General features: G+C 44.9%; 11 protein-coding genes. 4 read left to right on the plus strand and 7 right to left on the minus strand.

What is annotated here, in order from left to right; translation table 11 throughout:
- Position 1: 1 nt before the first annotated feature.
- Positions 2 to 916 carry an ABC transporter ATP-binding protein gene (locus tag XI25_RS07510; protein ID WP_046678063.1) on the minus strand — a complete coding sequence of 305 codons (915 nt, stop codon included), beginning with the start codon at positions 914 to 916 and terminating at the stop codon, positions 2 to 4.
- Positions 917 to 1127: 211 nt separating this feature from the next.
- Here XI25_RS07510 and XI25_RS33655 point away from each other — a divergent pair, with 211 nt between their 5' ends.
- From XI25_RS33655 to XI25_RS07530, 4 genes are all read left to right on the plus strand, one after another.
- On the plus strand, positions 1128 to 1310 hold the full coding sequence (locus tag XI25_RS33655; RefSeq protein ID WP_046678064.1) for a hypothetical protein: 183 nt from the start codon (positions 1128 to 1130) through the stop codon (positions 1308 to 1310).
- Positions 1294 to 1872, plus strand: coding sequence for a LytR/AlgR family response regulator transcription factor (locus XI25_RS07520; protein ID WP_235439727.1), 579 nt, complete (start codon positions 1294 to 1296; stop codon positions 1870 to 1872). The genes XI25_RS33655 and XI25_RS07520 overlap by 17 nt, the downstream gene beginning before the upstream one ends.
- Positions 1873 to 2551: 679 nt before the next feature.
- Positions 2552 to 3148 (plus strand): ATP-binding protein, encoded by a 597-nt coding sequence (locus tag XI25_RS33285; RefSeq protein ID WP_160308888.1) that lies wholly within the window; start codon positions 2552 to 2554, stop codon positions 3146 to 3148.
- 68 nt (positions 3149 to 3216) lie between these two features.
- A complete protein-coding gene (locus XI25_RS07530) occupies positions 3217 to 4086 on the plus strand; it encodes a phosphorothioated DNA-binding restriction endonuclease (RefSeq protein ID WP_046678394.1) in 870 nt (289 codons plus the stop codon).
- A gap of 346 nt (positions 4087 to 4432) precedes the next feature.
- Here XI25_RS07530 and XI25_RS07535 read toward each other — a convergent pair whose 3' ends face one another.
- From XI25_RS07535 to XI25_RS07555, 6 genes are all read right to left on the minus strand, one after another.
- A complete protein-coding gene (locus tag XI25_RS07535) occupies positions 4433 to 4648 on the minus strand; it encodes a hypothetical protein (protein ID WP_046678067.1) in 216 nt (71 codons plus the stop codon).
- Between the two features lie 100 nt (positions 4649 to 4748).
- Positions 4749 to 7163 (minus strand): glycoside hydrolase family 2 TIM barrel-domain containing protein, encoded by a 2415-nt coding sequence (locus XI25_RS07540; protein WP_052759490.1) that lies wholly within the window; start codon positions 7161 to 7163, stop codon positions 4749 to 4751.
- Positions 7164 to 7205: 42 nt separating this feature from the next.
- Complete coding sequence (locus XI25_RS31115) at positions 7206 to 7727, minus strand: sugar-binding domain-containing protein (RefSeq protein ID WP_082112254.1); 522 nt, start codon at positions 7725 to 7727, stop codon at positions 7206 to 7208.
- Positions 7728 to 7748: 21 nt separating this feature from the next.
- On the minus strand, positions 7749 to 8963 hold the full coding sequence (locus XI25_RS07545; protein WP_046678068.1) for a Gfo/Idh/MocA family protein: 1215 nt from the start codon (positions 8961 to 8963) through the stop codon (positions 7749 to 7751).
- 15 nt (positions 8964 to 8978) lie between these two features.
- A complete protein-coding gene (locus XI25_RS31120; RefSeq protein ID WP_052759493.1) occupies positions 8979 to 11081 on the minus strand; it encodes a hypothetical protein in 2103 nt (700 codons plus the stop codon).
- 207 nt (positions 11082 to 11288) lie between these two features.
- The gene (locus XI25_RS07555; RefSeq protein ID WP_046678069.1) at positions 11289 to 12872 is read right to left on the minus strand and encodes an ABC transporter substrate-binding protein; all 1584 of its coding nucleotides are present in this window, start codon (positions 12870 to 12872) and stop codon (positions 11289 to 11291) included.
- Positions 12873 to 12893: the final 21 nt, after the last annotated feature.

A 12893-nucleotide genomic window follows, 5' to 3' on the forward strand; every position in this document is an offset into this window, starting at 1 on the left:
CCTACATGGCTCCTATCAGGTTCATATAGTAATTTTCAAGATTAGCAGCAGACAGGTTAATTTCTTCAATGTGTATCCCATGTTTCAAAAATATAGACAACAGAACTTCTAGTTCAACCGTATCTTTAGGAATGAATACCTCCCCAGTCTCGGATAGGGTAATATTCGTTATATTCAGTTCTTGTTGCATGATCTGCATGGCTGCAGCCGGGTTAGCCGTCTTGATGCAGTATTGAGCCTTTGCCGATTCCTTTAGTTTTTCCAGAGGCAGTTCTCTAACCAATTTTCCCTTGTGTATAAATCCGAATTTTGTTGCCATGAGCTGCAGTTCGCTTAAAATGTGGCTGGAAATAAGTATGGTCACTTCATTTTCACGTGCTAATCTAGTCAATATTTTTCTTATTTCCACAATTCCGGAAGGATCGAGTCCGTTAATAGGCTCGTCTAAAACAAGAAATTTCGGGTGATTCAGCAATGCGATAGCAAGGCCTAATCTTTGCTGCATGCCCAAGGAATATTCTGAAGCTTTTTTATTTCCTGCATCTGATAGAGAAACCCAGTCCAACACTTCATGAATTCTCGAAAGGTCGCGAATTCCGTAAACTTTGCAATAAAAGGTCAAATTCTCCAAGGCGTTAAGATGTGGGTATACAGCAGGTCTTTCGATCAGAATTCCCAGTTGTTTTCTAGCCTGAATAATATCCCTAGGTTTGTGTTGACCTAATAGCGAGATACTCCCCTCCGTAGGATAGATCAGACCGCTAATCATCCGCATTAGGGTAGTCTTGCCTGCACCGTTTTCTCCGATCAATCCATAAATATCGCCTTGTTCTACAACCATATTGATATGTTGAAGAGCGTAGCTCTTCCCGTATCGCTTGCTTAATCCTCTGGCCTCAAAGATCGCTGTGCTCAAGTGAGTTGTCGCTCCTTATTTTTTGTAATGTGTCGTATATGATTAAGTGAATCGTACTACGATTTTGGTTACCTGAAGCGTCTGGTGTAAAAAATGGGGCGAAAATTGTAATTTCCACTGAAATGTTGGGTTATTTTTGAAGAAAAGAAGATATTTGAGGTATACTGATAGAGAATGACTTGATGACAGGAATGCCGAAAGGAAGGGTTATATGATTCGCATTGCAATTTGTGATGATGACTTTCAAATGGCTGAACAAATTGAAAATTTGTTAGATTCCTTTCAACAAAAGCATGCCGAGGAAATTGAAACCGATATTTTTTTATTCGGGAGAAAAGCTAAGAGAGGAAATAAAGCAGAGTTGCCCATACGAAATCATGTTGATGGATATTGAAATGAAGGGACTTAATGGGGTAGACGTTGGCCATATATTAAGAGCGGATGAAAATAATGACTTGGTTCAACTCATTTACATATCAAGCCATGAAAAGTATCATATTCAGCTTTTTGATGTTCAGCCGTCAGGATTCATCAGCAAACCCATTCAGCCTGACCTCTTTGAACGAAAGCTAGTATCCGCAATTCAGAAGATTAAACGCAGGTCCAGGGACAATCGAAGACGGTTATTGCCGTTGCAGCAAAAAGGTAGCGAGTTCCTCATCCCTTTTAAAGAGATTATTTATCTGGAAAGTAGCGGACGAAAAATTATCCTGCATACCAAAACGGAACAAATTGAATATTACAGTACGTTGAATAAAGAAAATGAGAAATTATTTGGCGACGAATTTATTCGGACCCACCAATCGTATATCATTAATTTCTATCATGTGAAACAAATCACCTCAAAGAAGATTGTATTATTGAATGGTTTGGAATTGCCGATCAGCGAAAGATATGTTGCCTCTGTCAAAAAAATTAACATTCAGGGGGAATTTAATTGGATAACTTTTGGCTAGAGGAGCTATTCTATGGATTTACACTCGCTTCGATCCCTGTCATCATTCACTATTTCAATAAGCAGGTTTTTAGGGTTTGTGTTTTTAATGGCGTGTATACTTTCTTGTTTTACTGCTTATATTATGTGCTTAGTTTGGCTTTGCACTTCAGTTCTTTGTCCGGTACCTATATATTGCTATTGAATGCCGTGTTCATCATATTATTAGGATTTCTCTATAAAGGCCGTACGGCTGGAAGATAGGCGTTGCTTTTTTCATTATTGTGGTCATTGTGTTAACCGACATAGCCATTATGGCTCAGGTACAAAATACTATGGGATATATCTTTAGTTTGTTCTTCTCAAAGATACTAATTTTTTTAATCCTGCAAATCATATTAAGGCTGGCGCAGTCTATTGGCGACGGCCATTTAAATAAGGGATATTGGATGATATTGTTCCTGTGTCCGCTATTCAGCATTGTCGGAATTCATCATCTAACCATAAACCCATCGTATCGAATCTATCCTACTACGTTTCCCGTCATTTCTAGTAGTTTATTATTTATCAATTTATTAGTTTTGATCTTATGCGACCGTATATTGCGTATCCAATCTGCCCAGATCAAAAACAGCCTTTTGGAAAAGCAAAACGCTTATTATGTTCATCAATATTTAATTTCAAAGAACAGACAAGAAGAAATGAGCAAGTTTCAACATGATTTTAAAAATATACTGTTAGGATTGCGTTCCCAACTCCGGTCAGAACATGAAACCATCAGCATGAAGCAGCTGGATGGTCTTCTTGGAAACATTAATGATGCTGTGGGCAGTTGCAACACGGGGTGTTTGATGATCGATTCCATTATTAATTACAAACAGAAGATCGCCCATCAATTGAAAATTCCCGTTAATCTGGATATAAACATTCCGCCGAATTTGCAGTTAGACAGTGTAGCCATGAGCATTATTCTAGGAAACATTCTGGATAACGCCATTGAAGCGTGTAAAGCTAACGCCACTTCTGATCCCTATATCCATATCTATATTCATTACATGAACGAGTCTCTATTTTTAAAAGTGGTAAATCCCTATGCTCACAAAATCATTACAAATCATCACGGCAATATCCTCTCTAATAAACCGGACAAACATAAACATGGGATCGGGTTAAGCAGCGTTAAGAAAGTGGTAGAAGAACATCAGGGCATATGGGATATCTCTTATGAAGATCAGGTGTTCAAGGTTGAAATTGTTTTGTTTGAGATATCGAAAGAGCAGTATGTGGTGAGGAATTAGAATAGGGGCTTTTCATTGCTTTGTTCTACAGGCTATCCGAATATGAAGTGATATACGAGGTAAAGAGAATGGAAGCAGCCGAATTAAAAGGCAAAATATCAAATCTATCCATATGGAAAAAGAATGGGCAGCGGGCTCCGCATAAACCTTTATTGATTCTTCTTGGACTTGCTCAAATACAGCAAAACAATATAATCTTACCGTATGAATTAGTCCGGGAAAAATTAAAAAGGCTCCTCATCGAGTTTGGTCCGGCTAGAAAATCATATCATCCGGAAGAACCGTTCGTCCGGTTAACCACGGATGGAATATGGAGGTTAACGGGTCATGTTGATAAACGGAATTTTTCGGACAAGCAGCTCTTAAATGAGCGATTGGCAGGAGGCTTTAATGAGGAGGTCCTTGCGCTTCTTCAGAACAATGAGCTTCTTATTCAAGAGTTGGCTGAGTTATTATTGAATGAACATTTTCCAGGGACTATGCATCAGGATATTCTTGATGAGATTGGGCTTGATTTGTTTGTACGAAAAAAACGGAAGCGGGATCCGCATTTTAGAGATCGAATTTTAAAGGCTTATGAATATAGCTGCGCCGTATGCGGCTTTAATGTAAGGCTGGGTCATCATTTAGTGGCGATTGACGCCGCCCATATTCAATGGCATCAAGCCGGAGGCCCTGACAGAGAGGAAAATGGGATTGCACTATACTCTTTGCATCATAAGTTGTTTGATCGTGGCGTATTTACGATAACGGGGGAACGGGAACTGCTCGTAGCCGAACAGGCGCATGGTACGCATGGGTTTGAGGAGTGGCTTATGCGGTTTCACGGTAAAAAGGTACGTTCTCCTATTCATCCGGAATATACACCGAGAGAGAGATTTATTGGCTGGCATATCCGGGAAGTGTTTAGGGGCCCCGCCCGATACCGGGTTAAGTAAGAATGCTAAATAAAGGGGACGGCAGTCGATGAGACCTCCTATAAAGATTATTCATTGAACAAGGCCAAAATAATATAGGTTTGTGAATTGGGGAGCGTATAACATAATAGCCACGGATGATCTACCGCAGAGTGTGGGGCAGGCTGTTTCTGCGGTTAAATACCGTGGCATGTCCCGTTTAGGGAAGGTCTATTTTTCAGGAACGAGCGACCTCTTACTTTTTTTGTTCACTTCGTATTGCTGCATATCTTTGAAGATTATCGGTTAGGAAATTGGCGAAACGGTCATCTATGATATGTCCGGCATAACTTCCGACTGTTCCCCCCTCGATGAAGATGTTCCCTGATCAACCACCAAACCTTTCGAAATATGCATCAATCTCAAAATGATGGATCATAGCTGCTTGCATGATTTTGAATAAGGCTCTTAGTATTTCGTTTTCACGGGAGGAGAGATACTCGATATACGGTTCAAGCACGTCTGTATTCCCTTTCATGAGTTGATATAGATAACGGTTGCCCTTGGCCCAATCCCGAAACTGCGCTTTGGTTTTTTCATCCATTTCATCGGTTTCTATTGAAAAGGTTGGGGATAAAACAGGGACGGAGTCTAACTCCGTCCCTGTTTAAGAGTAACAATTCTATCGATTTTGTGATAAATAATCATGCTTTCTTCTGAGGCATAAATGCATAGTCGAACACAAATTCTTTCTCGGTTAAACGATATTGCTGCAGTGTGTAGGGACCGCAGCTTCCGGAACCGAGTCCGGTCATCGCATAGTCAATGTTCCATACGGTGCAGCCACTCTTTTGCAACTCGAAATGGTGTTTCTGTGCAGCCAGCTCTTCACGAGTATACTCTGAAGCACAGAAGCTAAAAGGCGTTGTGCTACATACCTTGATCGTCGTATTCGCACTAGACAGTGTGCATTCTTCTGTACCATAGTGCGAACCGTTCTCCTGCGGATAAATATAGTTTTCAAAAAGATTCGGCACTGTTGCATGAAACATACTTTTATAACAGCCAGTATGCTTATCGGCATAGCTCTCCTGCGGGCCATAGCCGAAATAGGTGCAATTCTCAAAATCTTCAGTCAGAAAATAGCGCATGCCAAAACGCGGCAGATAGGCTAGATCTTTACGCACCGATACATGCAAAGACACTTCTAAGGCCGCACTCCCATGCACTGTATAGACTGCCTTTATATCACAGAAAGGCGCTGCACGATCCGCTACAAGCGACAGAGGGCAGGTAATCGTAACACATGTATTCGATTGTTCTACCGATGTTTCGTAAGTGTAGGCATAAGCCGCATCCAGCCGCAGGCTTTTCCAGGAACGTTTACTGTAACTGACAATTCCAGCCTCAATCATATCGTTATCCGTTGGGGCTCGGTAAATATCAAATTCAGCCGCTAGAGCAAAACACTCTTTTCCGTCTACCACGCATGAATCAAAAGTACCGAGTGTTGCATTAAAATGATAGGAAAATGCTTCGCCGCACACCAGCCATCCGGTCTTGGTCTGCTTAACCGATAAGGCGTGATGCGACACCGGCAAGCTCACGCTCGATTTTTCTGTGGAAAGATCAAACTGATCAAATCCTAGAGACGTTCCGGCAGGGATCAGTGGATGTTCGGCTTTTTGCAGATACTCGAATTTCAGATAAATACGTGAACCATCTATTTGTGGCATCGTAAGCGGTAATTGTGCTTTAGCGTGAGGAGCAAGGTTGAGATCGTCAACACAGCCTTCGGCTATTTTTGTACCGTTTTGCTCAAGTGTCCAGACCATGGTAACAGCATCGGAAAGGTCAGCAAAGTCCAGTTTATTTTCAGCCCAAAACGAGTTTCCTTTCCTTGTAACGTGAACCGGACGGGCACAGTTTTTCAGCTCCAGCAAACCGGTGTGCGGCGTTCGATCAGGATAAACCAGTCCGTCTACGCAGAAGTTCCCATCGTGCAGCACTTCGCCGAAGTTCCCGCCATAAAGATACTGCGCGTTACCATTCGCATCATGCTGTAAAACAGCATGATCACACCATTCCCACACAAAGCCGCCGGCAAAACCGGAATAACGATAGAACAAATCGTAGTATTCAGATAAGCTGCCAGGGCCATTGCCCATCGCATGGGCAAACTCACACAAAATCAATGGCTTTTTGCTTTCCTGAGCCAGTTTTTCAGCGGTTTCAAGATCCGGGTACATATAGCTTTCCACATCCAGAATGTCAAAGCTGAATTTCCCCTGATCCTCAGGTACAAGCAGCCTCGATTCATAGTGAAGGAGTCGTGTGCTGTCCAGATTCCGCACGGCGGCAATAGCGGCTTCCGTATTGACGCCAAAACCGCTCTCGTTGCCAAGCGACCAGATCAGCACGCACGGGCGGTTGATGTCGCGAGTGACAAGACGCTGCACACGATCGACAACAGCCGTTTCAAACCGCGGATCGTGATGCATAAGCGCATACCAGTCATCTTCGCGTTCGCCGTGGCTCGACCATGCGCCATGCGTTTCCATGTCCCCCTCGTCAATCACATAAAAGCCGTATTCGTCGCACAGATGATAAAATTCCGGTGCATTCGGATAATGCGAGGTGCGAATGGCGTTGATGTTGTGCTGTTTCATCAACTGCAAATCCCGTACCATCTGCTCGCGCGAAGCGACATAGCCGGTATCGGGATAGCTGTCGTGACGGTTTACGCCTTTTAGTGTGATAGGCTGCTCGTTGACGAGCAGCACATTGCCCTTAGCGGATATCGTGCGAATCCCGATCGTATCTACAATCCGTTCCTGCAAGGCATCAAGAATCACCTGATACAAATAAGGCTGCTCGGCATTCCAAAACACAGGGTTTTCTATGGTCAGGCAAAGCGTGTCATCGCAAGTTTCTCCCTGCGTCACAAGAGTGCCTGCTGCGTCCAGAATTTTAACGGATTTGCAAAGTGCCGTACCGGAATCTTCAAAACGGAAAGACAATGCGGCACGATCTTGTTGCATTGATGTTTGCACCACATAATGGCGTACAATATTTTGCGGGCGTTTCAGCAGATATACATCGCGGAAAATGCCCGACATGCGGAATTTATCCTGCGCTTCCAGATAGGTTCCATCGCACCATTATAAGACGGCAACGGCGATTTCGTTCTCGCCATCTCGCAAGAACGGGGTAACATCATATTCCGCAGTGGAATGGGATACCTGACTGTATCCTACAAATGCACCGTTGAGAAATACATAATGACAGGAATCCACACCTTCAAAATTCAGATAAAATCGCATATCCTCTGCAAGCTCCACCGAAAAGGCGCGCTTATAAATACCGCAAGGGTTTTCTTTCGGCACATAGGGCGGATTATAAGGAATCGGATAATCGAAGTTGACATACTGATGTTTGTCGTACCCGTACATTTGCCAGTTGGACGGAACGGGAAGGACGCTGTCCGGAGCACCTTCCAGGGAAGCTTCAGCAAAGGAAGGATAATACGCAAACCGCCAGCTGCCGTTTAAAAGCAATACACGCTCATTGTTTTCTTTCGATGCGGTGGTTTTGCCGGGTGCACAGGGAATGTAATAAGCCCGGTCAGGCATCGTGTTTACCCTAACGGTTTGCAAATTCTGGTGATAGTTGTAATTCATCATATCTCTCCATTACCGTTTGATTTATAAAGTGACAGGATAAAATTGATCGCTTTCGGAAGACGCTTTGGCCTGCAAACACACAAGAGCGCTGCGGATGCCATCCTTCAGCGGAGCAACGGATTCGGTGGTTTTACCCTGCATCAGGTGCACAAAATTGCGCATCAATACAATGTCACCGCCGCCATGGCGCGAACCTTTGTCTTCGAGATGCACTGTGGTTACTTTATCACTCATGTGGTCAAATACTTTGATTTCATTCGTGACGAAATCGAATTCCACGGTGCCTTTGTAGCCGTACAGCCTTGCGCCACGTCGCCCGGCGCCTTTGCGGGCAAAGAAGTTCTGCGAATACATGGCGTGCATGCCGCTTTCGTATTTCACAATCATGCTGCCGGAGTCTTCGTTTCCGGTGTCTACCGCAAAACCGCAATAATCGCTGCGTGGAGTATCATTGCGCAGATTCATGATATTGTAAGTGCTGTCCATGCAGGTTTCCCATTTGTCGCATTCGCTGCAACGCAGGCCGGCCGGCATATCGCCTTTGTAAATCTGTTTGGACTTCATGGCGCAAACTTTCAAGGGTTCTTCACCCAACAGATAGTTAATGACGTCGATGTCATGCGTTGCCTTTTGCAGAAAAAGCCCCTTCGAAACGGACTCATCGCGGTACCAGTCATGGAAATATACAAAGCCATAGGTTACATCGTTGAACGCCTGTACATGCTCCACCTTGCCAATCATGCCACAATCCAGAATGCGCTTTACTTCCTGCACCAGCGGCGTAACGCGCAGCGGGAAGGAGACAACCGTGGGAGCCGTTGCTTTCGCTTCGCACTCAGCTAACGTTCTCAGATCCTCCATCGAAGTAGCCACAGGTTTTTCCAAAAACAGCGGCAGGTTGCGATTCAGCACCTTTTTAGCAAAATAAGTATGCGTGTTGCAGTTCGTACCAACGATCACGCCGTCCAGTTTCTCTTTGTCCAGCATTTCGTCTGCATCCCTATAAAAGTTAATGGTATCCGGATTCATCTCGCAGCTGCGCATAAATCCGTCGATTTTATCGATTTCCATGTGATGCATCGTTTCTTTGGAGCCGTCTTTTTTCATCAAAGCCCGCACGCGTTCGTGGTTGGTATCCGCTACTGCTTTGATGCGGACTTCATAAGGCAGCGCGAACAAATCATCCATCAGCATGTCGATCCGCACGCCATATCCGATAATACCAATATTCAACATAAGAAAATCCTCCTGCTATTTTTTTAGTTCAAGTTGTATCCGTTGTCCGGCTGATAGAGGAACGGTTTTCATTTTTTCAAAGTAATTATGCGTCACATGTTTGGTGTTTGTACGTTCGTCCGCAAGCAGCGTGACCGTTGTGTCGTATGCGGTAGGATTATGCATTTCGAACAAAACAGAGTCTGCATTCCACTGCGTAACAAAGCATTCCACATGGTCAAATACCTGCAATGTGCGGCTTGCGAAATCCACATAGACGCCGGGTACTTCCACAAACGTAAGCAGCATGGAAACTTCCGGCCAGTTGGAGCCATAGAGGAATTCCCCAACGGTTTCCTTACCTTCCCAGTCGCTTGTTTGCACGCGTTCGTTCATATAGCCTGCGGGCAAATATTTCTTTTCAAGGGTAAGCTCCGGATCTTCTGCCAGAGATACATACTGCGGTAAACTATGTGCAATAGCATGCAGATACCGTAGATATTTTGCATTGCCCGTAAAGCGAAACAGCCTGAGAAGACTGTTGCCTGAAAGCGTACAAATACCGGGCGCAGAGTGTTTGTTCTGTGCGTTGGCAAACACCGTGCCGCTGCTGTGCACGCCGCGTTTAGCCGCGGTACTGTGCGCAGGGAACACAAAGTCATAGCTCATGACCCACGTCATGGCAATCTCGCAGGTAACTTCCGCATAAGAAAGCCAAATGCTCTCTCTCGTCGTTTCAAACAGCTGCACATAGCTTTCCAGCATGGCGAACGCCGCCTCGCTGTCCGGCGCCTGACAGATTTCTCCAGGACAGCCGTTCAGCATCCCTTTTTTTACATAGTTGTTGTAATAATAGTCCCCTAGCTGCTCTGCGGCATTGCGGTATTCCGTACACTGAAAATATTCGCTTGCCAGTGCCAGCGCGCCTACAGCCATACATGCTCCGGCCGAATTGCCTACTACGATTTCTTCCGTAGCCATATCCATAAACTGCCCGATCTGCCCGTATTTTTGGAACAGCCGCACAAATGCATCGCAAAGGGCTTTTACGGGCTGCTCAAACTCGATCGTGGAATGGCGGTGATCCGAAAGCCAAAATAGTTGTTTCAGCACGAAATAAAGCAAATCGGCATTTTTCCGGACCAACAAAATGGTGTCAGGGTTACTGTCGCCGCCGTCGCCATAAAATCTTCCGTTTCCATACATGCCGAACACCCAACCGCCGGGATGCTGCAAACGCGAAAAAATAAAGCGGAGCGTAGACAGCGCGCGCTGCCGTGCTTCGGATGAATCTTCCAGCAAGAACGGATAGCTGTTGATGCCTCCGCCAATCCAGCCAGCCTGCCAACACTGCTGAGGGATGTTCCAGTCGGTTCCTACGGAGTAATATCCTTCTTCCGTAAAGTTCTCCTTTTGGTATTTTTCTTTGATGCTCGTGTATGCCTTATGAAACGGAACATTATAAAAATGCTTTGGGCTTTCCAATGTTGTTTTCGAACCATTCACCAGTTTGAAAAAGTCCGGCAAAGATATTTGCTGCCAATGAAAGACACAGAGAGTCAGCGTTAGTAATTCGCCTTGTTTAAACAAAGCGCCGGTATCATGCGAAGGAGCCGAGACGTCTGGACGAAAGCCTTTTCCGTCGTTTTGGTCCCCAAAAAAATATTGCGTAGTTTCGCGCACGCCCGGAACGGAAAGCACAAAAGCAGCTTGGCAATCGGTTTGATTTTCATCGACGGTAAACCCTGTATAATAACTGCCGCATTGGTGCTCTCCCAAGAGAACAGAACCGGATTGGCTGTTAAAATCATAAAACCCGCATAAAGGCGATGCCATATCACCCGAAAGCAAAGAGATTTGCGAGTGCGCTTTCTCCACATCCAGATGAGGAATGCTGGTAATGACTTCGGCATCCGTACATCGGCTGTTTTGGGGAGGCTCATAATAAGGCGGGTAAGGAAGAGGTAAACTTACAAAACGATTGCCATTATAAACCGCACCGGGCATCAACACATAGTTGCCTTTTTCCCATTGCTCCGTTTCCATGGAAAATGAAAAATTCATCGGATCGGTTGTATCTTCATGAAAAGACAAGGCAATATCCAATCGTTGTCCATACGGCAGCGTTTGGGTTGTCATCGAAACACTGCAAGGGTACCGTGAAAAAGCATATTGATTGTTTTCCAGGTTTATAGTGACTTTCTCACAGTCTAATGCTTCACTGCCGGTAAAAGATTTACACATAAGAGAATAGCGCATATCGAATTCCTCTCTATTAAGCTTATTAAAATAGAAATCCGGTGTACGATATAAAGCAATACACCGGATTTCACAAATGAACCGAGATTATTTGTTTGCTTTCCAGGCGTCATATTGGGCCTGTTTTTCTGCGATGATGTCGTCCACGCCGGCCGTTTTCAGGCGCTTGAGGAATTCAGGCAATGCTTTAGCAGGATCCACGGAACCGGAACTGAGAGCCGGAATGATCTCCGTGGTTACTGCAGAGCAGTTTGCAACCTGAGTTTTCACAGGAGTCGGATCGAAAACGAAGCCCGTTAGCGGCGAGATCTCTGCCGTTTTGTCTGTTTCATAGACAAATTTTTGGGTTTCTTTTTGGGTTTCGCCATCTTTGTTTTTATCATATGGAGCACGGTTGAAAGTTGGGCTGTAAGATTGACCGATTTGCCATTCGTTAAAGTTGAAATTATATTTGCCTTCAATCATAGTGAACTTGCCGTTGTCATCGTATTTGTAGTCAACGCCTTCTTCACCAAGCGTAATCAGCTTGTACAGGTCATCGTTGGTGTTAAGCAGCTCAACCAGCTGCAAAGCTTTTTCAATGTGTTTTGAATCGGCATTGATTGCAATGGCAGCAGTGGAAGCGGCACCTGCAGGAATCATCGTGCGAGTGGTGGATACGGATACAGCAGGGCCGTTTCCGGCGTTTTTAGTCATGGACATGTTGCTTGTATCAGGGTTGCCTGGATAGTCAATGCTGTCAGGCCAGCCGTAGATTTTCTCAGCGACAAATTTTCCTGCTTTACGGTCAGGAGTAGTATCTTTTACCGTTGCGCCATCCTTGCGAACATAACCTTTGACGTACCAGTCGCGCATAATTTCAGTGAACTTCGCAAATTCTTCAGTCTCATACTGGTTGATGACTTTATCCGGATTATCGAGGTTAATCCAGCCAGGGATGCTCATATCGCCAACAGCTTCCATATTCCAGAAGAGCGGGTCGTTTGCGAACAAGCTGTAAGTAGAGCTGGTTTCAAAACCGATCATGTCAGGATGTTTTTCGAGCGCAGCGCCAAGGAAAGGTCCCATCATTTCGAGTGCTTCAATGGTCGGCTTGCCTTTTACGGCTTTCCAGTCAAAGCCCGTTTCTTCCACAAGGTCTTTGCGGAACGCAAAGCCGTTGCGCTTGGCGGAGCCCCACTGCTGATAGTTAACAATTCCATAGATGCGGTCTTTAACTTTAACGCCTTCCCATAGGCCTTTAGGGATACGGGAATAAGTTTCAGGCGCATGTTTAGGAAGGAGGTCCGTCAGGTCAGCATAAGCACCTTTGGCGGCGTTTTCAAAGAAGTTAATGCCGCCCCAGCTTGCGGTGAAAGCAAGATCCCAGTCGTCGCCGGAATTGATCATCAGATTCATTTTGTCGGCATAAGTGCTGCTGTCTACCAGAATCAGATTCAGTTTTGCGTTGATTTCTTTGCCAATGATTTCGTTAGCTTTCTTCATGACGCGGTCAAACTCATTGACAGGGCTGTTCATCATGTAGAAGGTGAGCTCTACCGTTTCTTCATTACTCGAAGCAGGGTTCTTGTCAGGATCACCGGCAGAGCTTGTCTCTTTCTGCCCGCAGCCGGTCAGCAGCACGGTAAACAGCATCGTTACGGACAACAGAATCGCAGAGAATCTTTTCATTGTCGTTCCCCCTGAAATTTA

It is taken from the genome of Paenibacillus sp. DMB20 (assembly GCF_000987955.1).
Taxonomy (GTDB): domain Bacteria; phylum Bacillota; class Bacilli; order Paenibacillales; family Paenibacillaceae; genus Paenibacillus_AQ.

Bases quoted from the DNA above. Each gene is read 5' to 3' on its own strand.
- XI25_RS07520 (WP_235439727.1), top strand. From the start codon at position 1,294: ATGTTGATGGATATTGAAATGAAGGGACTTAATGGGGTAGACGTTGGC.
- XI25_RS07530 (WP_046678394.1), top strand. From the start codon at position 3,217: ATGGAAGCAGCCGAATTAAAAGGCAAAATATCAAATCTATCCATATGG.
- XI25_RS07535 (WP_046678067.1), bottom strand. From the start codon at position 4,648: ATGGATGAAAAAACCAAAGCGCAGTTTCGGGATTGGGCCAAGGGCAAC.
- XI25_RS33285 (WP_160308888.1), top strand. From the start codon at position 2,552: ATGAGCAAGTTTCAACATGATTTTAAAAATATACTGTTAGGATTGCGT.
- XI25_RS07545 (WP_046678068.1), bottom strand. From the start codon at position 8,963: ATGTTGAATATTGGTATTATCGGATATGGCGTGCGGATCGACATGCTG.
- XI25_RS07540 (WP_052759490.1), bottom strand. From the start codon at position 7,163: ATGTCGGGCATTTTCCGCGATGTATATCTGCTGAAACGCCCGCAAAAT.
- XI25_RS31120 (WP_052759493.1), bottom strand. From the start codon at position 11,081: ATGACAACCCAAACGCTGCCGTATGGACAACGATTGGATATTGCCTTG.
- XI25_RS07555 (WP_046678069.1), bottom strand. From the start codon at position 12,872: ATGAAAAGATTCTCTGCGATTCTGTTGTCCGTAACGATGCTGTTTACC.
- XI25_RS31115 (WP_082112254.1), bottom strand. From the start codon at position 7,727: ATGATGAATTACAACTATCACCAGAATTTGCAAACCGTTAGGGTAAAC.
- XI25_RS33655 (WP_046678064.1), top strand. From the start codon at position 1,128: ATGATTCGCATTGCAATTTGTGATGATGACTTTCAAATGGCTGAACAA.